The sequence below is a fragment of the Microcoleus sp. D3_18_C2 genome (genome assembly GCF_036702395.1).
In the GTDB taxonomy this organism is placed as follows: Bacteria; Cyanobacteriota; Cyanobacteriia; order Cyanobacteriales; family Microcoleaceae; genus Microcoleus.
In genome coordinates, this window is sequence record NZ_JAUBTG010000034.1 from 37,991 (window position 1) to 58,955 (window position 20,965).

Genomic DNA, 20,965 nt, shown 5'->3' on the forward strand with positions numbered 1-20,965 from the left:
TGGCTAAAAGCTTAAGTCCTCTTGCATAGGAATGAAATCCGCAATTGTTGAATTTGATTAGCTATTCAGTCGGTTTCAACCGACTTTCGCTATGAGACGGGGATTTCAATCCCCGGCGGACTGTGAGACTCACGAAAAGAGCGATCGCCTAAAAAATCACAACACACACAAATACTTACCAAAAAACTTACAAAAAAAAGGAATTTATGCTGTACAAAATGAACCGACTTTCCCAATTATTCATCCTATTCTTCCTAACACTTTCCTTCTTAGTAACAACCTCAACCCGACCAGTTTACTCGCACTGGGCAGACTTATCCGTAGCAGAAATAGTAGTCAACGATTTGCAAACCGAAATAACATTAACTTTCCCAACAGGCTTAACAAACTTCGCCGACGACAATCGAGACAGCCAGCTACAACCTGCTGAAGTTCGCAGCCACCAAACACAGCTAGAAAAGTTTTTCAGCCAACAAATCCGCCTCACAAACAGTAGCAACATTCAAGGCTCCGTAGCAGTAAAACCGCTAGAAATAGCAGCTAAAAGCACCAGTGTTATCCAGCAGCCCAATACCCACAGCACCTTAATTTTACACTACACCTGGCCCGCACCTTCTCAAGATAAAACCCCCGCTTTACCTGATGCAATTTCCATCTCCAAACCAGAGCAATTGCGGATTAATTACAATCTGTTTTTGCCCGGAGTTCCGACAGCTAGCTGTCAAGCTACGATTGTGCAAGCCGGTGCTGTAAAAAGCTTTGTGTTTACGCCACAAAACCGCGACTTTTTGTTAGCAGGAAAGGAATCTATCTGGGATTCAGGTTGGAGTTTGCTGCTAGCAATAGCGGGAGCATTTGCTTGGGGATGCGTGCACGCGATGTCGCCGGGACACGGAAAAACCATAGTCGGTGCTTATTTAGTGGGTTCGCGGGCTACTCCCCTACACGCTTTATTTCTAGCAGCGACGACTACAATTACTCACACTGCCGGCGTATTTGCTGTGGGCGGAATTACTTTGTTTGCTTCTAACTTAATTGAGCCAGAAAAATTAGATCCTTGGCTGAGTTTAATCTCTGGTTTATTAGTAGCCTTCATCGGGTTTAACTTACTCTTATCAAAAATCAAGACTAGGTTGGTAGTGAGGACTGAATTTCTCAAAAAAATCAAAAGTAAAATTTTTAATAATAAAAACTGGTTTCTAAGGACTAAAGTCTTTACTGCGGAATGTGAAGAACCAGTAAATCTTTTGACTAGAGGAAGTTGGGAGCGAGAATTTAAGCCTGTAAAACCCGATATATCTCACCACTACCACCATCACGGAGACGGCCGGATTCACTCGCATTTGCCGCCGGGTGCTGACGGTTCTGCTATTACTTGGAAAAGCTTATTGGCGTTGGGAATTTCCGGCGGTTTGTTGCCTTGTCCTTCCGCTTTGGTGATGCTGTTGAGTGCGTCGGCTTTGGGCAATGTTGGTTTGGGAATGACGTTAGTGGTAGCGTTTAGTTTGGGGTTGGCTTTAGTGCTGAGTGCGATCGGATTAATATTAGTTTATGCCAAACGGAATTTTGATAAACTGCCAAAACAGATAACAGCAGTCAAATTTCTGCCGACGATTAGTGCGATGTTTGTAATGTTTTTGGGCTTGGTAATTACCGGACAGGCTATGTTGAAAATATTGGCTGCAAATCAATGGGTAATTGGCAATGGATAAGCATAAAATTAGGACTCTCCCTCCTAACTACAAACTTACGAATTAAGCTGTTACGCATTTAAATGGAAAATTCGGGACAGGCTAGAAGCCCGTCCCACAATAGTTTTATGGATTTTTGACACACAGTTTAAATGTAAAACAGCTTAGTCTGATTTTAGATACCCGATTTCTTGAAGAAGCCGGGTATCGGGGTATTCTGTTTTTTAGCCGTTGCTCACTTATCAGGCCGCACTATGTTTATTAATAATTTCGGCTAAATCCGGTACTCCCTTTTCCACGTAATTCTTGGCTGAGGGGCGGAGTTTGGCATAGGCGCCTTTAACCATCGATCTTGTGCTTTTCTCGACCCTTTTGTCGCTGATTTGGAGCAATTCGTCTGCTACTTCACCTTTTCTTTGGGCTAGATATTCTACTGGGTTGCCATTGTTTACCCCTTCAGCCCACATCGGATCGAGTGCGATCGAGATTTCTGGCAGAAGTTGATCGACGACTTGGGCGCAATAGTCAGCCCGTATCCCCTTGACAGTAGAGTAGGCAGCTTTCAGAGCCAAACCACCCAATCCGGAGGCTGCTGCAACTTGTTGGTCTATCAACTTTACACAGTCATCTACAAAAGTTTCTCTGTTGTTTTCATTCAAGAGAATATCGCTAAGTCCCATTTTCGCTTTCCTTGATTTAATAGTCAATGTGCTTATTAGCTTGGAGAGCCATCAGGGGATTATATATCTATTTTGATCCTTTACTCTCAGGATTACACAAGTTTTTTAAGGTTTGAAAGTCTTTACTTGACAAGCTGATGTTGAGATTTGTCTAGTAGTATGTTATAGGAATTAATGTTCAATCTGCTACTCATTATTGACCTACGGTTTGTAGTAAGGGCTTTAGTCCTTATTAGGTGAGATGAATGAGGACTAAAGCCCTGACTACAAACTGATGAGTTGTGAACAGATACATTTAACCCGGTAAATCCCGAACCAAGCCAGGAACCACCGTGTATGGCAAGATAGAAAAAGCAGCAAGCTCTCCTATCAAGGAGGTATCTCTCAAAGCTTTCAACAAAATGTTAAAAGCACCATTTTTGTCCCTGTCCAGGGTGTGTCCGCACTCTGGACATTTAAATATTTTAGACCCGCCTAATTTGGTATGGACGTGTCCACATTTTGAACAGGTTTTCGATGTGTACTCTTCTGTCACGTCTACTACAACACCACCATGCTTGGCAGCTTGATGCTTCAACGTTTGTTTAAAACGATAATGGCTCAAAGTGACCATTGCTCTAGCAGTTTTAGTCGCCAACCTGCGTTGACCTTTCTTGACCATTTGCTGCGTCTCAAAGGTTGGCAAAAAAATTAACTTGTACTTGCTTGTCAAATATTTTGCAGCTTTTTTGTGCAGTTCGTTGACCAGGTTTTTGATTTTGATTCTAATTTTGGCTGCTGATTTTCGCAGGCAATACCTCAACCGCTTGAATTGCTTTCCTTTGCTTGCCCCAATGCGGGACATTAATTTGTCTAGATGTCTTGCTAGTCGATAGATGCGGCCGATGTCGCTTTTTCCTATCTCGATAAAGTCGCTGCCGTCAAAACCAGTAAGAAAAGTTCTAACACCAGGATCTAAAGCGATAACCAAATCGCTATCAATTGGCTTTATTTTCGGTTCATCAATCGCATAGCAAATAAACCACTGTCTGTTAATCAAGCTGAGTGTTGGCTCGTGCTGCATTACTTCGATGATAGGTTCCGATGCTTTAAAGGTTAGCCCTTTAGTAGAAGTTGGATAAAAAGTACCGAGCTTCCAATTAGACGTTTGAAACCGGATAGTCTGAGATGTGTCGAAACGGCTTCTAAATTTTGCCGTTCCTTTTACCTTTTTAGCTGCCTTGTGTGCTTCAAAAGCCTGAAAAACTGCCATTTGTCGCAGGTTATAAGGTTGCTCGGAAACCCAGTCGGGAGCCGAGTCCATTATCTTTTTCCTCAAGTCATACTTACCAATTCTTTCGTTCTTAAGGATAGCAATTGCTTGGTTGTAACACCATCTACTTGCTGCAATCCAAGTCCTCCATTTCGCTGCTAGCTTGGTTTCCGGGTAAACTCGAATCTTCTTTGATAGCAGATTTGTATTTTCGCAAGCCGTAGAGTCGGCAGCTAAAGACGTGGATGATGGCAAGCACATCTTCAAACATTTCTCGTTCTGGAGACAACTCGTTTCTGCTGAGAACCATGAGTTGGCAATTGTTTTGCTCGCAGATCCATTTGATAAGGTCGCCACCAAACCGGCACAGTCTGTCTTGGTGTCCGACCACAACTGCTGAGATATCTCCTGACATGACTTGTCCCTGAAGGGCAAGCAGCGATTTTCTTTTGAAGTTGAGTCCACCTCAGATGTCTTTGAAGACTTTAGCTTGCGGGTAGAGACTTTGGAGGTAGCTGACTTGTCTGTCGAGGTCTTCTCGTTGTTTATAGCTGCTGACCCTGGCGTAGATGGCTGTAATTCGGTCATGTCCGCCTCCGAGAACGCTGTCGATATCGTAGCGTCGTTGGTTGGACGGAGTTCTGATTGCTGATATTTTGCCGGCAAGTTCCCAGTTTCTAAGGGTTTTGTCTGAGACTTGCAGGATTTTGCAAGCTTCTCGCGGTGTGACATATCTGGTCATCGCTAGGTGGTATTTTTGTTCTCAACATATAGTACCAGGTTTTACAATGATTTACCAGGATTTTCTAAGAAATTATTTACTTTGTGATAACAGCTCGAAAAAAATATTAGAAAGGCTCTGCCTAAGTCCGATCGCACTTGCACGTATGAGCTGGCACGTATAATTAGGATTGGACATTCGGCTTGAGGCCAGCAGGTACTGCAACGATGGGAAGTTGCAGGGTTTGAGCCGGACGATCGCTCGATCGCAATACTAAATTTTTGGGTAACTTTGCGGAAGTGCTCAGTCCGGGAAATATGTGAAGCGATAAGGTTAAGCCGGCCGCTAATAATAATTTTTCTAACATGGCACTCTCTCCCATACATATGCCCTAGGGCATAATTCCTCTTACACCTACAACATATAAACATCCTCAGTCCCTTGGTGCGATCGCACGGGCCTAGTCTAAGTGACATCTATCACCACGGAGAAGGGGGTGATGGGGATAGGGGGTGTAGGCCTAGGGGGTAATGGGCATTAGAGATGTGGGGCAGAGTGGGAAATCTTGACTCGCACTTGAGGCGTCAGCATCCGTTGAACGTGTTAAATCCCTTACACTGCTTCCTTGCAAAACTTCGCTACAAATCAAGAATTGTCCTAGAGAAAGAAGCCGTTGAGTCTCTCTCAAAGGTAGAATTAGCGCGTAGAAGTTATTTGACACAGCGGAGGTACCGACAATATGCTTGCATACTTTCTGGCGTTAGCGGTCGGTCTAGGCAGCTTCAGTATTTACATGGCGGCCTTCTTTTTTCCAGAAGTGCACCGCAAAAGTGATTTTACCTGGAGCGGGGTAGGACTTTTTTATGCGTTAATTTTATGGGCTTGTGCGGGACGAATTACTGGTGCTCTCCTGCTTGGTCAAATGGCGGGCGTGGCGATGTTGGGGTGGTTTGCCTGGGAAACTCTGACTTTGCGCCGGCAGGTGACGCCCATTGCTGAGCAAACGCCGATTCCTCAGTCGGCGAATTTGGCTGCAGCAGGCTTGCCGTTGGCTGGCTTGTTTGCCAAGAAAAAAGAACCCGCAGCAGCGAAAAAACCTAAGTTTGTTCGATCGCCCAAACCGAAAACTGATGTGGTTCCAGCACCCACTCTGGATAAGGGCGAGGTAAAGCTAGAGGAACAGCCAGCGATTCCCCCCATAGCTGAAAGTATTGCAGAAAGTGCGATCGACGAGGCAACGGCAGAAAGTGCGATCGCCCCTGACTTGAAAATTCCCGACTCGAAACCACCTGCAATTGCAGAAATACCCGTCTTTTCAGTCGAAACTCCTGCTGCTGAGATTTCACCCACCCCAGCAGAATTAGCCAGCAGCTTCACTCCTCTACCTCTACCTCTAGAAATTTCAGAAATAGCCGTTGCACCAAGTGTGGAGCCAGTAGAGGCTCAGCCAGAGCCTCCACAGCAGCCAGAAGTCGATGATTTTGACGAGGAAACAGAATGGAGAACAGCCGTTAAAGAGTCGCAGGCGGCAGCGGCAGCGGCGGCGGCCCCAACGGCGGCCCCAACTCCTCCTACTCCTCCTAAACCAGCTAAAAAATCCGGCGGTTTCGGTAGTCTGTTTGACAACATCAAAAATAGTCTCGGCGGTATGTTGGGACGGGGTGCGGGTAAAAACAAATCTGATGCAACTCCGCAGACGCCAAAACCTTCAGTGACTCCAGAATCGATCGCACCTGAATCTCAAATAACGGCAACTCCTGCACCGGGTATCGACCAAATTCTCGAATCCGAATTAGCCGCGGCGGCTGCGGAAGTGGCAGCCGAAAGCAGCAACACTGCTGTGGAAACAAGCCTTGGAGTGCCTTTTCCCACCAATGTTGAAGCAATGGCCGAGTTGATGGCCACAGAAACCGCGAGTTCTGACAAAATAGGGGACGGGACGATCGAAGATCGATCGTCCGCTGACACCCAGACACCTCTGGCTGCGGTTGGTGAACCGGAAGCAGCAGCCCCTGCTGTATCTCTGGAAACCCAGACACCGCTGGCTGCAGTGGGTGAACCGGAAGCAGCAGGCGTACCGGAAGCAGAAGCCCCTGCTGTATCTCTGGAAATGACTGTGGTGGAAATGGCAGCGCCTGTAGAGATAGAAATACCGGGAGAACCTGGGTTGAGCGTGCAGGTGGAAACGGTTTCAGTATCAGTGATCTCGATCGAATCTACAGATAAAACACCATATTCTGAGGGAGAACAACCGGAATTGATTCGCCCGAATCCCCCCGATCCGAATCTAGTCGAAACTGCTAAACCGACTACTGAATCCAAGTCTGAGAATGTATCCGGCGAAGATAAGCCATCATCTTGAGCCAAAAAGCAAAAGGTAGAAACCAGAATTTTTTTTGATTCTGCCTTCTGCCTTCTGCCTTATTACTTTTTACTTTTTACTTTTTACTTTTTACTTTTTACTTCTTCCTTCTTCCTTCTTCCTGACATCCGTTATATCCGTTACATCCGTTACATCCGTCGAGCGAATCCGTTGCCGAACTTCCTTCTTCCTTCTCTTTTAATATTATGAAAGCAATTATGGTCGTGGGAACAACATCTCACGCAGGGAAATCTTTACTCGTTGCAGCTTTATGTCGAATTTTTTCTCGACGCGGCTGGCGGGTAACTCCGTTTAAAGGTCAGAATATGGCCCTGAATTCCTATGTCACAGCCGCCGGCGGAGAGATTGGTTACGCTCAAGCAGTGCAAGCTTGGGCTGCGGGCGTCGCACCTTGGGTAGAAATGAATCCGATTTTGCTCAAGCCACAAGGAGACATGACTTCTCAATTGATTGTCAAGGGCAGGGCGATCGCCAATGTGCGAGCAGCTCAATATTACGAGCAGTATTTCGATCTCGGCTGGCAAGCTATTCGGGACTCTTTAGAATTTCTCAAGCAAGAATTTGACATGATTGTGTGTGAGGGAGCCGGTAGCCCTGCTGAGATTAATCTCAAACACCGCGATTTAACAAATATGCGGGTAGCTAAATATTTAAAAGCTCGAACTTTGCTAGTAGTTGACATCGATCGCGGCGGTGCTTTTGCTCACATCATCGGTACTTTGGAATTGCTCGATCCCGACGAACGAGCTTTAATTAAAGGATTCATTATTAATAAGTTCCGAGGACAAAAATCGATATTAGATCCGGGCCTGACTTGGCTAGAAGAAAGGACGGGAATCCCGGTAGTTGGGGTGATTCCTTGGATAGACGAAGTGTTTCCCTCAGAAGATTCTCTCGATTTGCTCGATCGGCGTTCTCCCAATTCTCAAACCGACATAAATATTTCAGTCATCCGCCTGCCCCGAATTTCCAATTTTACCGACTTTGACCCCTTAGAGTCGGAAACTAGCGTCACAGTCAAATATGTCAGTCCAAAAGACCATTTAGGCCATCCAGACGCCGTGATTTTACCAGGCTCTAAAACTACAATTTCCGATTTGCACGTGCTGCGCCAAACAGGTATGGCAAAAGCTATTCAAAATTATTTAGTAGCTGGCGGTACAGTCATGGGAGTTTGTGGTGGCTTTCAGATGCTGGGAGAAAGTATCACCGATAAAGAAGGCATTGAGGGAGAAAAGGGAGAATTTCCAGGATTAGGATTGCTTCCTTTAAAAACTGCGATGGCACCGAACAAAATTGCCCGCCAACGAATCGTAACATCTAACTATCCTCAACCGGGTTTGCCAGTTTCCGGTTACGAAATTCATCAAGGAAAAACGCAAATCCTAGAGTCAGATTTGACTCAACCGCTATTTGACGATGCTAGTTTAGGCATTGTCAATACTTCTCAATCAATTTGGGGTACATACCTGCACGGCATCTTTGACAACGGAGCTTGGCGGCGAGCTTGGTTAAATCACTTGCGGCAGCAGCGGGGACTCCGCGCATTGCCTACAGGTATTCCTAATTACCGAGAACACCGAGAAACTCTGTTAGACTCTCTAGCAGATACAGTGGAAAAGCATTTAGATATAAAGCATATTTTAGGTTAATTAGTTAACAGTTGACAGTTGACAGTTGACAGTTGACTATTAACTATTGTTTGTTAGAGTTGAGGTTCAAATTCAATGACAAAAGTTTGTTTTTTACCAGATAATGTGACAGTTGAAGCTGACCCAGGAGAGCTTTTGCTAGATGTAGCTAAACGTGCAGGGGTTTCTATTCCTACCGGCTGTCTCATGGGTTCTTGTCACGCTTGCGAAGTAGAAATTGATGGCGGAGATACGATTTGTGCTTGTATTTCCGGCATCCCTTCGGGGAAAAAGCAAGTGACAATTAATCTGTATGTTGACCCGAATTGGTAATTTGTTAGTTGGCAGTTGGCAGTTGGCAGTTGGTTGTTGGCATTAGTCATTAGTCATGATATCATGTCCGGTCGAGCGATCGCGATTTTTGTAGGGGCGGGTTTACCAACAATACCTGCGAATAATTGACAATCTCAAAAACCCGCCCCTACCAAGATATTATGGTTAATCGATCGGACATGATATGAGTCATTAGGATCGCGAATTAAATAATTTACACAAGTTTGTGGGGAGTAGGGTTGGGCGTCCCGCCCGCCCTTTATGGACGGGCGGGACGCCCATCCCACAAGAACAATTAAAATTGTAAGTTATTTAATTCGCGACCCTTAACAGTTAACAGTCAACAGTCAACAGTCAACAGTCAACTGACTAATTCTTTTGCCATTCTTGCTGTTTCTTGCGAGCAGATTGCAGCCATTTTTGGGATTCGGGATAAACAGTTGTCCCGGATTTCACGGATTCTAATTGATTGATAATTTGTTGCAACTGGCTGAGGGAGTTATCGGGATTTTGAGAATTCACATTATTTTGCAAGTTGGCAAACAAGCTTTTAGCTGCTTGCAAAGCTTTTGCAGAATCTTTTTCTGCTTCCAGTCTAATCTGGGTAGTTCCTAAATCTTTTTGATATTGAGCGAGTTTGGTTTGAGCGTCGAGATACCCAGGGTTATCGACTGAAATCAATTTCAGTCTGTTAATAGCTTCTTGCCACAATTGTGCTATTTGCTCCCACTGTGCGGCGGGATGGGGCGGGTTTTTGGCGGCGACGGCGGCGGAGAAAGCAAATTCTTTGGCAGCTTCAATTAAGTTGTCAGCCTGCACAGAACCGGTGGCGACGCCACCCATTGCTTGAAAGTCTCTTTCTGCTGCTTTGAGTGTTTTTTTAGCCGTTTCTCCCGCGAGGGTTTCGGCGGGAATTTGATTGAGTTGGTCGATCGCACTTTGCCAATTTACCGTCGCTTTTTGTCTGTCTGCAGCGGTTTTGGCTTGCTGATACTGCTGTTTCGCCGCGTTGAGAGTTTGTTCGACTTGATTTAACTGAGTAAAAGCATTTTTTTGCTGGAAAATCTGAGCTTCCATCCGCCCGACATTTTTGCGGGCAGCTTGAAATTCATCGAGTGTAAACCGCCAACTGCAGCTAAAAAAAGAGCAGTACCTCTTTGGGTAATAGCCGAGGAACCACACCGGCAAGGCGTCGAGGTGTTTTTGAGCTTCTTTTGCTTTTATTTCGCCCAAGTCAAAATCAGCGACAGCAGTGGCTTTATTCACCAGTTGATCGGATTGTTCCACAAGGGCGATCGCCTGCCGGTAATTATGATCCATACTGATAAAACTCGGCAGCAATAATATCGGCATTGTTTTCGCCACGGGCCAGCGAATCATCGGGAAAGGCAGGTTAATCAACCAAATTATCCCCGCTGCACTTCCCAGCAAACTCCCAGCAAAGATGATTTTACCGAACAATCCGGGCGGGCGGTTGGCTTTGACGGCTGCTTTAAGAGCTTGTTCGCTGAAGTTGGGAAATTCGTCTTTGAAGGTATCGCGGATTTCTTCTATTGAGGCGAAAGTGCCGTTTTGCGATCGCAACTTCTCCAACCGCTTGATTACCATCCGTCGGTAGACATCACCCGCTAGACTATCAGCCGCCGCGCACTTGTCAACTTCTGCCCGCAAAATTTCAAAAGCTCGATCGGTAAGACGCGCCATAAAACTCACCTATTCCCTTTTAATTATTTTACAGTTTCCCCGTCCAAATAATTGTTAAAATATATAAACCCCACATCAAATATCCGAATTAATTTCATGCCGACTTCTTTAATCACTGGTGCTTCTGGCGGAATTGGTGCAGCCTTTGCCGCCGAATTAGCCAAACGCCAGCACAATCTAATCTTGGTAGCTCGTTCCGAAGACAAATTGCGACAGCTAGCTGCTCAACTGCAACAGGAATTCAATATTTTGGTCGAAATTATCGTTCAAGATTTGACCGCACCAGGAGCCACAAATGCTGTATTTGACGCGGTTGTTAAAAAAGGTTGGACGGTTGATTTGTTGGTGAACAATGCGGGTTTTGGCGATTACGGTGCTTTTGCCGATCGCCCGCTTGCGAAACAACTAACAATGGTGCAACTAAATATTGTAGCATTAGTTGAACTCTCGCACTTATTTTTGCAGGGAATGCGCGAAAGAAAATCGGGAAGTATCATCAATGTTGCCTCCATTGCAGCTTTTCAACCGATGCCGTACTTGTCGATGTATGCAGCGACTAAAGCCTTTGTTTTGAGTTTCAGCGAGGCACTTTGGGCGGAAAACAAAGATTTAGGAATTCGCGTTTTATGCCTTTGTCCAGGGCCGACAGAATCGAACTTTTTCGCAGTAGCTGAATTCCCTCAATCAATGGCATCCAGCAGCTGGCAAAAACTCGTTCCCGCAGCGGAAGTAGTGCGAGATGCTTTGAAAGCTTTAGACAAAAATGAGTCTAATGTCGTGACAGGGGGAATTCCCAATCAAATCATCGCCAATATGCCTCGATTGATGCCGCGAGAACTGTTGGTGAAGTCGGTAGAAAAGGTGTTTCGGGCGAAAGACGAATAATCGCGATCGTTGACAATATAAATAAACCCGCCGGCACCCAAGGACAAACATTCGATCGCCCCTAACCCAAATTTTCCCAAAACAATCAAACATCCCGATAATTCTGTAGGGGCGGGTTTTACCAACCATCCCCAATTCCCAGCAACAATCTAGATAAACCCGCCCCCACCCAACGACAAACATTCGATCGCCCCTAACCCAAATTTTACCAAAAGGTCGATCGCCCCTAACGCAAATTTTACCAAAAGGTCGATCGCACATTCGGGCCACCAAAATCCCCGCCACCAAAATCCTCCACGCTACCCCACAAGTCCGCCGGGGGTTGAAACCCCCGTCTCATAGCGAAAGTCCTCTAAAAGAGGACTGAAAAGCAAATTAAATAAACTATCGCGTATTTGTCACAATAATCGAGTATTTGTCACCATTCTTCAGTCGGTTTCAACCGACTGTCTTCTATGAGACAGGGGTTTCAACCCCTGGCGGAATCGCGGAATCGCGGACAAACAAACGAGCCCGTGGACAAACCATCGCACCCACAAACAAATGAACCTTCCCCAATTTTACAAGCGTCCAGGACTACCACAGAAACCAAAGAAACCGGGTTTTTCGCAATTTTTACGCGGTGTATCCATATTCTCGAAAAAAACCCGGTTTCTGGGCTATAAATTACAAATATCGAGTTAACTGGACTCGATAGCGTTCCTTCTTAGTAACAGCAACTTCCCCAATTTCCAATCTTCCCTTGCCCGTAACAGCAATTAAATCTCCAGACTTGACATTATAACTAGCTTGAGTAACGTCTTTCCAGTTAACTCGCACATCGCCGCTGCCAATCAAATCGGCCATTTTGCTGCGAGACATTGCGAATCCAGCCGAGGCGACAGCATCCAATCTCATGGATGCTTCAACGGTTGTCATTTCTTTCTTTTTAGGTTCTCTAATTTTGAGTTCGCTCAACTCAATGCGCCGCGTTTGCACGGGAACCGATCGCACTTGCTGCAAACTCATCTCCAAATACTCTACCATCTCCGGCATGACAATCGCTTGCGCGCCGCGTTCTCCCAAAACAATCACATCACCAGTTTTCTCGCGGACAATTCCTGTACCCAACATCGCCCCCAAAAAGTCGCGGTGAGAAGCTGTATCGAACAAGAAATTGCCAGCAATCTCCACCGCAGCAACGTTAACGCTAGCAGAGTCGATCGGGATATCCGATCGCGCGATCGCAATTCTTTGTCTTTCAGCTTGCGGGTAGCCGCCCCAAGCCACTAATTCCACATCTGTTAAGCGCTTAAATACCGTCAGAGTGTCCGCCAATTCTGGAGGCGACAGAAAATCAGTCAGAGTAACTTCCCAAGTTTTAATTGCTTGTTCCGCTTGGTCGATCGCCCGCGCGACACATTCGCGGTTTTCGATGCCTTTTAACAGTTCTTCTCTTTGTAACATCAGTCAATTTTAGATTCTAATTTGAAATTGCCAAAGTTTGCTGTAACTAAAAAGTCTACTTTTTTAACAGTCGCACTAATTTAATTATAGTCTAAAATCATCAAATAACGATCCTATGATTTTAGTTGCTGGTAAAGCTGATATGATGAGCACGATTATTGTACCAAACCTATGAAGTCTTCGAGTTTAAGTTTTTGCAATATCTCGATCGAGTATGGCAGCAAAATTGTCCACCCAACTACTTATTCTTCTTCACCCGCAAATACAGTTCTTCCATCGCCTCAATAAACGAACCATCCTTGTGCCAAAACTGTGGAAAATCTCCCTGTTTCTTCACCACGATCGCGCTTACCCCACTTTGCGCTGCCACCTCAATCGTCTGCGGTAATCGCTTCGCACCATGCCAAAACTCTTTCAGGCTGACCGTTGGCGCCTCACTGGCGATCGCCCGCGTGTAATAGGAATCCACCGCCACAGGGGCCGCTGCATCCGCCGTCAACTCCGCAGCCAGCGCCAAGCCCAAAGGCGTTTTTGCTAATTCGCGGTGCAGCACTTCCTTAGAAAGCCCCCGTAATTCAAACAGTAAAAATGGATCTTTGTCCAATTCGGCCGCCACCAAATAATAAACTCCGGCAATATGTTTGCAGGGATTGCTATAGTCTGGGCAAGAGCAAGTAGTCTTAAAGTCCTCGCGGCTGCTGGGTAAAAGGTGCAATCCGAGGGGTGAGAAAGCCTTTTCAATATTGTCGGGCATTTCGTTGAGCAGCAGCCGAGAAATGAAGCTGGCTTTTGATGCCATTTGGGCGATCGCCATTTGCCACTTTTCCTGACTAATTGGCTCAAACTCAATTTGAGTTGTGTACAGAGGCTCCTTATAAACCCCAAAATAAGGATTAACCGAGCCTCTCACCTGTGCCATCACTAACCCATCATTCATGCCAAAGCTTTTTACCTTGCCGTTTCGTGCATAGGCACGTCCCCGCCCAAGTCGCCCAGAATCTGTAAATCTTTCTAACGCATCGATAAATTTATTACCCCACCAATTCCGAGTAAATTGTGACATATTTTTTGGTTTCTCCTAATCTAGAACCGCATTTTTATTGAGCCTAATTAATTTCTTAAATGCCTCATTATCCAACTCAGTCAACCACGATTCATCAGCACCAATAATTGACCCTGCCAATTTCTTTTTGTCCTCAATCATTTGGTCAATCTTTTCCTCCAAAGTGCCAATAGCCACAAACTTATGCACAAACACATTTTTTTCCTGTCCGATCCGAAACGCCCGATCCGTCGCCTGATCTTCCACTGCCGGATTCCACCAGCGATCGAAATGGAACACGTGATTGGCTTTTGTCAGCGTAATTCCCACGCCGCCCGCCTTCAGTGACAGAATAAATACCGAAGGTTCAGACTCTGGATCTTGAAACTCTGAAATCATCCGTTCCCGTTTTTCGCGACTGGTTCCCCCGTGGATGTAGTAAGTGTTGTAATGTAGCGTTTGTTTAATATATTTTTCCAACGCGCTTCCCAGTTCTGTAAACTGCGTAAATACCAATAAACTTTCGCCTTCTGCTTTAACTTCCTCAATCATCTCGATCAGCCGTTCTAGTTTGTGCGATCGCTCTGGTGTAAACTCACTTTCATCCTGCAAAAACTGGCGCGGATGGTTACAAATTTGCTTCAGCTTCAGCAGTGTCGCCAAAATCATCCCCTTGCGCTTCATTCCTTCCGCCGCGTCAATTTCTTGTTCTACCTCTTTGACAATCGCTTCATAAAGCGAAGCTTGCTCGCGGGTGAGATTGCAGTAGAGCTTTTGCTCAACTTTGTCGGGGAGATCCTGAATAATCGACTTATCGGTTTTCAGACGGCGCAGGATAAAAGGTTCTACTAATTTTTTGAGCGCTGCAGATTGCGTGCGACTCCCATGTTTTTGAATCGGTAATTCAAACAACTTCCGAAACTGCGCCTCTTTTCCCAAATATCCGGGATTGAGGAAATTAAAAATCGACCATAAATCCAGCAATCGATTTTCTACAGGTGTTCCAGTCAATGCTAGTCGATGGGTAGCGGGTAACTTTAAAATCGCCTTGGTTTGCGCCGCTTTGGGATTTTTAATATTCTGGGCTTCATCAATTACCACGCGATGCCACGCTACGCTGCTCAACAGCTTCTCATCTTTTCGCACCAAGGTAAAGGAAGTAATCAACATATCGCAACCTTGGACGGCGGCTTTAAATGCTTTGGCATCTTGCAAACGTTGAGGGCCGTGGTGAATCAGCGATCGCAATTCTGGAGCAAACTTTTCCATTTCCTTTTGCCAGTTACCAACTACGGATGTGGGCGCAATTAGCAGCGTGGGTAGAACCGCATTTTCTGTATTTTTTTCTGTCTCTTTTGTACTAGATAAAACTTCCCGCTCTTGCAATAATCGAGCAATTACCTGCGCCGATTTACCCAAACCCATATCATCGGCAAGACAGCCATTTAATCCCAAACTTTCCAAATAACTCAACCAAGAAACGCCGCGCTTTTGATAATCCCGTAACTTGCCCTGAAACTTTGCCGGATCTGCAATTAACTCTAACCGACTCTTATCGTGCAGCTTCTCCAACATATCCGATAAAGCCCGATCGCGCTCAACCTCCAACTGTTCGCTCGCTTCTCCTTCTGCCGTCAACTTCATAAAGTCAATCAGGCTTAAATCGGGGTTTTCTTCGCGATGTTTTTGCCAAAAACTTAGCATCTCCTGCATCTTGTCTTTGTCCAGTTCCATCCATTGTCCTCGGAACTGCACCAGCGGTGTTTTGCTATTTACTAACGCCTGCCATTCTTGTTCGCTAACCCGTTCACCCCCGATCGCCAATTCATACTGATATTCCACCAAGGAATCCGCCGAAAACAATCCCTTGCCCTTGATTGCAGCACTCTTGCTGCCCTTCCCTTTGACTTGCAGGCGAATCTTCGCCCGCTGTCGTCCCTTCGGCGTCCACCAAGCGGGGACAATCACTTTGTATCCGGCATCTTCTAATACCCAAGCGGACTCGCTCAGAAAGGTGAAAGCATCATCTAAGCTGAGGGTAATGTTAACTGGTTTGTCGGTTTCTAGCCCTTGCCAAAGTTGGGGATAAATGCGGGCAGCGTAGCCGAGATTTGTCAGCAAATGTTGCTCAAAGTTGTCTCCAAATTGTGTTTGCAACTGTTTTTGTTGAGTCGATCGCGATCGCCAATAATCCTGCAACGGCATCCGCAAAGATGGGTCTTTTTTCGCAGCCGCCTGAAACTCTAAAACCCAAGGCTGTTCGGGGTTTTCGGGGGATTGTAGTTGAAAGCAGAGGGAGAATGAGTCAGCAGATTGATTGCGCGTAATGCGATCGCGCCAGGTTTGCCATTGCCGGTATTGATCGAGGCTTACTCGCGCGATTTTTCGTGTTTGGTTGAGGCAGATTTGGAGTAAAGAATCCGCAATCTTATTTTCAAACGATGCTGGGATGGGGGTTTGAGTGACAATTTCCGCGATCGCACACTCGGAAAAATGCCGCAGCAACCGTTCGCGATCGTAGAACTTTGGTGTATCTTGTAGCTGGATCTTCCGAAAACCGGACACACAAACTAAAGGCATCCATTCAACATAGCGTTGTAAATCAGTTTCGTACTGTGTTGAAACAATTTCCCATCCCGGATAAATCTCAAAGCTGGGTGCAATTTTGGCAGGTGTTTTTGGAGTTTTTGCAGTTGTTTTAGTTTTTGTCTCGCCCGCTTTCTTACGCCCGCGCGTGGCTTTCTCAGCGGGTTCGGATGTTTCGATGGGTGCGATCGCGATCGGAGCAGTTTCTCGATAGCGCAACGCCGGAATATAATGATCTTTCAGAACAATTTGCTTAAAATTTTGGGTGTAGTGATACCAAAATAGCAAGTCTGAACCAAACTGAACTTCTGCTAAATCGTAGAGGGCAAAAAAATGCAGATCGTTCAATACTTTAGTCAAAGTGTGGGTGGCGATGCACACACAATCAACTTGCCAATACTCCAACTCAAATGTTTCCGGTAATTCTGTCTCTAAATATCGCGCTAACTCTAAAGATGGTAACGGCTGGTTGTCGGCAGTGGGGAGTAAAAAATACCGAGGGACGATCGCGTATTCTCGCCCCATCGCACTTGTATTGCTGATTGCTGACAGTTGAATCCCGGCTTCTTTCGTTAGAAACTCTCTTAACTGTGCCGTCTTCAATTGTCGGGGATGAACCTTAGCAGGCTGTTTTTTCTTTTCAGTGGTTTCAACCCAAAGACAAAAAGTTCCAGGTTGAATAAAATTCTCTTCTGCTTGAGGAATCCAAGTCCCGTGGAGGATTTTCATCAGAAAAATGGGTAGAAACCCCGTCCTTCTAGGACGGCTTTACATTGTTTTTTGATTTACTACCGCCTTGGAATTGGTTAATTCGGTGTACCTTTGTGTTGTACTTTCAACGGGACAGTTACCGTTTCAAATCTTCCAATCCTGTACGCATAGTATTTTGCTCTTTCGAGCCTCCCTTGCGGGGTAATGTTAGCTTCGCCAATGTTTTAAGAGCTTTTTATACTTGCAGCACTGTTTCAGGGACCTTAAAACTGTTTAACTGCAAATGACAGAGCGGAAAACTAGCTTCGCATTCAAGGAGTGTCGTGACTCAAAAAACGTAGTCAGTTAAGACTTAGGCTGGTCAGGACGGCTTTTGAGATTTCTCTTCCAAGCCTCATGCCGTCAGGGCTGAGGTTCCTGACAGGTCATACCAAACGCAACCTTTGGCAGCCTATCATATCATCAATTAGCGGGAAAAGATAAGAAGGCGGTTGAAAGCAGGTTTATACAAACCATGTCTGCTGGATGCCGACTAAAGAGAATAACATAATTTTCCCCAGTTGTCCTCTTTAACCAGCCTCTGCGGGTTTTGACTTAATAGATGCGGTTTCAACCGCCGAGTCTTCTTACAAATTTAGAAAATATCAGTTAAATCCAACACAAAACCGGGTAGTACCTCTTCACCGGACAGAGTTGCAGGTTCATCTAAAATTTCTACTTCTCTACCCTGACGGGAGATTTCAACTTGTCTATTTTTGCGATCGAGCAACCATCCCAACCTCGCTCCATTTTTCACATACACTTTCATTTTAGCCCGCAATTTTTCTAGCGAGTCAGTAGTCGATTCCCTACGGGATAGCTTCGCTTCACGCAATTCCACCACAAAATCTGGACAAATCGGCGCAAATTTCTCTTTTTCTTCAGCAGTTAAAGCATCCCACCTGTCGCGCCGCACCCAAGCAGCATCGGGAGAAATATCTGAACCGTCGGGCAGTTTAAATCCAGTTGAAGAGTCAAAAACAACTCCTAAATTGTTTTGACGACTCCAAGCCTTAAGTTGAAAGTTTAGGTCTGAATTCCGTCTACCCGTCTCGCTACCTGTAGGTGGCATAATAATCAATCCTCCACTAGCAGTCCGTTCAAATCTTAAATCCCGGTTGTCAATACACAACTGAAAAAACTGCTCGTCTGTTAATTCGAGCGTTAATTCTAGGGGAGAATCTAGGGGGATAGTTTGTGATTCCATAACTGCCTCCAAATATTACACGAGTCAACAGTCAACAGTCAACAGCCAACAGTCAACAGTCAACAGTCAACAGTCAACAGTCAACTGTTAACAAACAAATAACTAAGTCTCTGTATAACCTTGGATATTTTCCGGTTCAAACTGCTGCAAAATCTTCGCAGCTTTGCCAGTCAAATCATCAGTACCCTTAACCGCAATCAAAAATTTACCGGCATTCAAACGGTTGCGGTAGGGCAAAGCATCGCCGCTACCAAAAGCCATACCGCCCGCGCCTCCAACAAACACACTGCCCATTGCAGCGGCGATCGCACCTAGTACACCACCGATCGCGTGATCGCCAATTTCTCCCGCCCAGGCAAAAGTCTTCAACTCAGTAATCAAGCTGAAAGTAACGCCAGCAATAAAGCCAAAGGGAATCAGCCAAATCGCCATGAGTTTAGCTTGTTTCTTCGCTTGCTGGTTCGGGTCGATCAAGCCAAATTCATCAGCAGTTTTGTAGCCGCGGCCCAAAATGCTCACTTGCTTCATGGGCAAGCCTTCTTTTTCCAGAGCACAGTAGGCAGCTTCGGCTTGCATTCGATCGGGCAGTACGGCGATAAGATAATTCATTGAGAATAATTCCTGATAGTTAGGCTGGAATAGCCAAAGTCTATTATAGCCCGAAAAGACATACTAGCTAAGCACTTGCGGGATTTTCAGACTGTCAGAGAGTCCGATCGCCCGCAAAGCTAAAATATTTCATGCAAAAAACGGCCGACCTTGACCGAATACAGATACAATTCAAACTGCACAAAGGCAAGCTTGAGCTGAGCTGTTAGATACTGCTCTAAGTGTAAGTCTCAACTTTGAGCTCGCCAACGCTCGGTCTATTTTTACTATTGCACTCAATTGCTTGCTATGCCTAAAGTTCTAGTATCCGATCCGATCGACCAAGCCGGAATTGACATCCTCTCCCAAGTCGCGCAAGTTGACGTAAACACAGGACTCTCAGCCGAACAACTGGTAAAAATTATTCCAGATTACGACGCTTTAATGATCCGTTCTGGCACCCAAGTTACCAAAGAAATCATAGAAGCCGGGAATTCACTTAAAATTATCGGCCGAGCCGGCGTCGGCGTAGATAATGTCGATGTACCCGCCGCTACCCGCAAAGGAATTGTAGTCGTCAATTCCCCCGAAGGCAACACGATCGCCGCCGCCGAACACGCCCTCGCCATGATGCTCTCGATGTCTCGCCACATCCCGGAAGCTAACGAATCCGTCAAAGGGGGTAAATGGGAACGCAACCGCTTTCTGGGCGTAGAAGTTTACAAAAAAACCCTCGGCATCGTCGGTTTGGGCAAAATCGGCTCCCACCTCGCCGCCGCAGCCAAAGCAATGGGCATGAAACTGCTGGCCTATGACCCCTTCATTTCCACCGAAAGAGCCGATCAGTTGGGCTGCCGCTTAGTAGAACTCGAACTGCTGATGCGCGAATCCGACTACATCACCCTGCACATCCCCAAAACGCCGGAAACCCTGCACTTAATTAACGCTGAAGTGCTGTCGAAAATGAAGCCCACGGCCCGCATCATAAACTGCGCCAGAGGCGGCATAATCGACGAAGCAGCCCTCGCAGAAGCCATCAAATCAGGTCAGATCGCCGGCGCAGCTTTGGACGTTTACGAACACGAACCGCTGGAAGCTGATTCCCCACTGCGGAGTGTCGGCCAGAACATCGTGCTGACACCCCACTTGGGAGCATCCACAGCGGAAGCTCAGGTGAATGTGGCGATCGACGTGGCTGAACAAATCCGCGATGTACTGTTGGGGCTGCCCGCGCGATCGGCTGTCAACATACCAGGAATTTACCCAGACTCGATCGAAAAACTCAAACCCTACCTGCAACTCGCCGAAACCCTGGGCAACCTCGTCAGCCAGCTAGCCGGAGGCCGAGTCGATTACCTCAACGTCCAACTCCAAGGCGAATTGGCCAGCAACCAAAGCCAGCCCGTAGTCGTTGCCGCCCTCAAAGGCCTGCTCTCCCAAGCCCTGCGAGAGCGCGTTAACTACGTCAACGCCAGCATTGAAGCAAAAGAACGCGGAATTCGCGTCGTCGAAACCAGAGACGCCTCAATTCGCGACTACACCGGCTCCCTACACCTCTCGGCTAAGGGAACCCTCGGCGAACACACCGTGACAGGTGCAGTGCTCGGCGAAAGCGAAATTCGGATTACCAGTGTTGACGATTTCCCGGTCAACGTTTCCCCCACTCACCATATGCTGTTTACCTTGCACCGCGATATGCCGGGGATTATTGGCAAAATTGGTTCCCAATTGGGCAGTTTTAATGTCAATATTGCCAGTATGCAGGTAGGCCGTAAAATCGTGCGAGGCGATGCGGTGATGGTTTTGAGCCTTGATGACCCTCTACCAGAGGGGATACTGGCTGAGATCCTCAAAGTTCCGGGAATTCGGGATGCTTACACGGTAAATCTTTGACGGATTTAGGAGTTTAGATTTTGGATGCCAGGACTGATAATTGGTAATGGGTAATCGATCGTTGGTAATTGGCCTGAAAGCGGGAATTTTTCTATTAGCCAATCCTCATTCCTCACTCCCCAGTTCCCAGTCTCCAGTTCCCCTGGGCCAATCTAAAATCTAAAATCTAAAAT

At 46.2% G+C, this 20,965-nt stretch carries 15 protein-coding genes and 1 pseudogene; 6 read left to right on the forward strand and 10 right to left on the reverse strand.

Features of this window, described 5'->3' with window-relative positions; genetic code table 11:
- Positions 1-206 precede the first annotated feature (206 nt).
- Positions 207-1,712: a HoxN/HupN/NixA family nickel/cobalt transporter gene (locus QUA88_RS19345; RefSeq protein ID WP_333211011.1), complete on the forward strand. Its 1,506-nt coding sequence runs from the start codon at positions 207-209 to the stop codon at positions 1,710-1,712.
- Positions 1,713-1,933: 221 nt separating this feature from the next.
- On the opposite strand, the gene QUA88_RS19350 is transcribed toward QUA88_RS19345, so the two are convergent.
- The 4 genes and pseudogenes from QUA88_RS19350 to QUA88_RS19365 form a co-directional block, all read right to left on the reverse strand.
- Positions 1,934-2,371: a DUF6918 family protein gene (locus QUA88_RS19350; protein WP_333057875.1), complete on the reverse strand. Its 438-nt coding sequence runs from the start codon at positions 2,369-2,371 to the stop codon at positions 1,934-1,936.
- 295 nt (positions 2,372-2,666) lie between these two features.
- Complete coding sequence (locus tag QUA88_RS19355) at positions 2,667-3,761, reverse strand: transposase (RefSeq protein WP_333273238.1); 1,095 nt, start codon at positions 3,759-3,761, stop codon at positions 2,667-2,669.
- A 22-nt stretch (positions 3,762-3,783) separates the two neighbouring features.
- Positions 3,784-4,365 (reverse strand): annotated as a pseudogene (locus QUA88_RS19360) (IS607 family transposase); the annotation flags it as partial.
- Positions 4,366-4,528: 163 nt separating this feature from the next.
- Positions 4,529-4,711: a hypothetical protein gene (locus QUA88_RS19365; RefSeq protein WP_333057874.1), complete on the reverse strand. Its 183-nt coding sequence runs from the start codon at positions 4,709-4,711 to the stop codon at positions 4,529-4,531.
- Positions 4,712-5,083: 372 nt separating this feature from the next.
- On the opposite strand from QUA88_RS19365, the gene QUA88_RS19370 reads away from it, so the two are divergent.
- The 3 genes from QUA88_RS19370 (at position 5,084) to QUA88_RS19380 (ending at position 8,691) form a co-directional block, all read left to right on the forward strand.
- Positions 5,084-6,706: a Ycf66 family protein gene (locus QUA88_RS19370; RefSeq protein ID WP_333057873.1), complete on the forward strand. Its 1,623-nt coding sequence runs from the start codon at positions 5,084-5,086 to the stop codon at positions 6,704-6,706.
- A gap of 206 nt (positions 6,707-6,912) precedes the next feature.
- Positions 6,913-8,379, forward strand: a complete 1,467-nt coding sequence (gene cobQ, locus QUA88_RS19375) for a cobyric acid synthase CobQ (RefSeq protein ID WP_333057872.1) — start codon at positions 6,913-6,915, stop codon at positions 8,377-8,379.
- 75 nt (positions 8,380-8,454) lie between these two features.
- Complete coding sequence (locus QUA88_RS19380; protein WP_333057871.1) at positions 8,455-8,691, forward strand: 2Fe-2S iron-sulfur cluster binding domain-containing protein; 237 nt, start codon at positions 8,455-8,457, stop codon at positions 8,689-8,691.
- 369 nt (positions 8,692-9,060) lie between these two features.
- Here the strand turns inward: QUA88_RS19380 and QUA88_RS19385 are convergent, their stop codons facing one another.
- Positions 9,061-10,395 (reverse strand): hypothetical protein, encoded by a 1,335-nt coding sequence (locus QUA88_RS19385; RefSeq protein WP_333211014.1) that lies wholly within the window; start codon positions 10,393-10,395, stop codon positions 9,061-9,063.
- A gap of 96 nt (positions 10,396-10,491) precedes the next feature.
- Here QUA88_RS19385 and QUA88_RS19390 point away from each other — a divergent pair, with 96 nt between their 5' ends.
- Positions 10,492-11,280 carry an SDR family oxidoreductase gene (locus QUA88_RS19390; RefSeq protein WP_333057869.1) on the forward strand — a complete coding sequence of 263 codons (789 nt, stop codon included), beginning with the start codon at positions 10,492-10,494 and terminating at the stop codon, positions 11,278-11,280.
- 666 nt (positions 11,281-11,946) lie between these two features.
- On the opposite strand, the gene QUA88_RS19395 is transcribed toward QUA88_RS19390, so the two are convergent.
- The 5 genes from QUA88_RS19395 to QUA88_RS19415 all read right to left on the reverse strand — a co-directional run bounded on the left by QUA88_RS19395 (position 11,947) and on the right by QUA88_RS19415 (position 18,920).
- Complete coding sequence (locus QUA88_RS19395; RefSeq protein WP_333057868.1) at positions 11,947-12,726, reverse strand: photosystem II S4 domain protein; 780 nt, start codon at positions 12,724-12,726, stop codon at positions 11,947-11,949.
- A 238-nt stretch (positions 12,727-12,964) separates the two neighbouring features.
- Positions 12,965-13,789, reverse strand: coding sequence for an SWIM zinc finger family protein (locus QUA88_RS19400; protein ID WP_333057867.1), 825 nt, complete (start codon positions 13,787-13,789; stop codon positions 12,965-12,967).
- 15 nt (positions 13,790-13,804) lie between these two features.
- A complete protein-coding gene (locus tag QUA88_RS19405; RefSeq protein WP_333273230.1) occupies positions 13,805-17,083 on the reverse strand; it encodes a DEAD/DEAH box helicase in 3,279 nt (1,092 codons plus the stop codon).
- A 616-nt stretch (positions 17,084-17,699) separates the two neighbouring features.
- Positions 17,700-18,311, reverse strand: coding sequence for a Uma2 family endonuclease (locus QUA88_RS19410; protein ID WP_333262790.1), 612 nt, complete (start codon positions 18,309-18,311; stop codon positions 17,700-17,702).
- A 102-nt stretch (positions 18,312-18,413) separates the two neighbouring features.
- Positions 18,414-18,920 (reverse strand): hypothetical protein, encoded by a 507-nt coding sequence (locus tag QUA88_RS19415; protein ID WP_333155102.1) that lies wholly within the window; start codon positions 18,918-18,920, stop codon positions 18,414-18,416.
- A gap of 288 nt (positions 18,921-19,208) precedes the next feature.
- Here QUA88_RS19415 and serA point away from each other — a divergent pair, with 288 nt between their 5' ends.
- Positions 19,209-20,792 carry a phosphoglycerate dehydrogenase gene (serA, locus tag QUA88_RS19420; RefSeq protein WP_333057864.1) on the forward strand — a complete coding sequence of 528 codons (1,584 nt, stop codon included), beginning with the start codon at positions 19,209-19,211 and terminating at the stop codon, positions 20,790-20,792.
- Positions 20,793-20,965 lie beyond the last annotated feature (173 nt).

Coding starts and splice junctions, on each gene's coding strand:
- QUA88_RS19345 (WP_333211011.1), top strand. CDS start 207: ATGCTGTACAAAATGAACCGACTTTCCCAATTATTCATCCTATTCTTC.
- QUA88_RS19350 (WP_333057875.1), bottom strand. CDS start 2,371: ATGGGACTTAGCGATATTCTCTTGAATGAAAACAACAGAGAAACTTTT.
- QUA88_RS19365 (WP_333057874.1), bottom strand. CDS start 4,711: ATGTTAGAAAAATTATTATTAGCGGCCGGCTTAACCTTATCGCTTCAC.
- QUA88_RS19370 (WP_333057873.1), top strand. CDS start 5,084: ATGCTTGCATACTTTCTGGCGTTAGCGGTCGGTCTAGGCAGCTTCAGT.
- cobQ (WP_333057872.1), top strand. CDS start 6,913: ATGAAAGCAATTATGGTCGTGGGAACAACATCTCACGCAGGGAAATCT.
- QUA88_RS19380 (WP_333057871.1), top strand. CDS start 8,455: ATGACAAAAGTTTGTTTTTTACCAGATAATGTGACAGTTGAAGCTGAC.
- QUA88_RS19385 (WP_333211014.1), bottom strand. CDS start 10,395: ATGGCGCGTCTTACCGATCGAGCTTTTGAAATTTTGCGGGCAGAAGTT.
- QUA88_RS19390 (WP_333057869.1), top strand. CDS start 10,492: ATGCCGACTTCTTTAATCACTGGTGCTTCTGGCGGAATTGGTGCAGCC.
- QUA88_RS19395 (WP_333057868.1), bottom strand. CDS start 12,726: ATGTTACAAAGAGAAGAACTGTTAAAAGGCATCGAAAACCGCGAATGT.
- QUA88_RS19400 (WP_333057867.1), bottom strand. CDS start 13,789: ATGTCACAATTTACTCGGAATTGGTGGGGTAATAAATTTATCGATGCG.
- QUA88_RS19405 (WP_333273230.1), bottom strand. CDS start 17,083: ATGAAAATCCTCCACGGGACTTGGATTCCTCAAGCAGAAGAGAATTTT.
- QUA88_RS19410 (WP_333262790.1), bottom strand. CDS start 18,311: ATGGAATCACAAACTATCCCCCTAGATTCTCCCCTAGAATTAACGCTC.
- QUA88_RS19415 (WP_333155102.1), bottom strand. CDS start 18,920: ATGAATTATCTTATCGCCGTACTGCCCGATCGAATGCAAGCCGAAGCT.
- serA (WP_333057864.1), top strand. CDS start 19,209: ATGCCTAAAGTTCTAGTATCCGATCCGATCGACCAAGCCGGAATTGAC.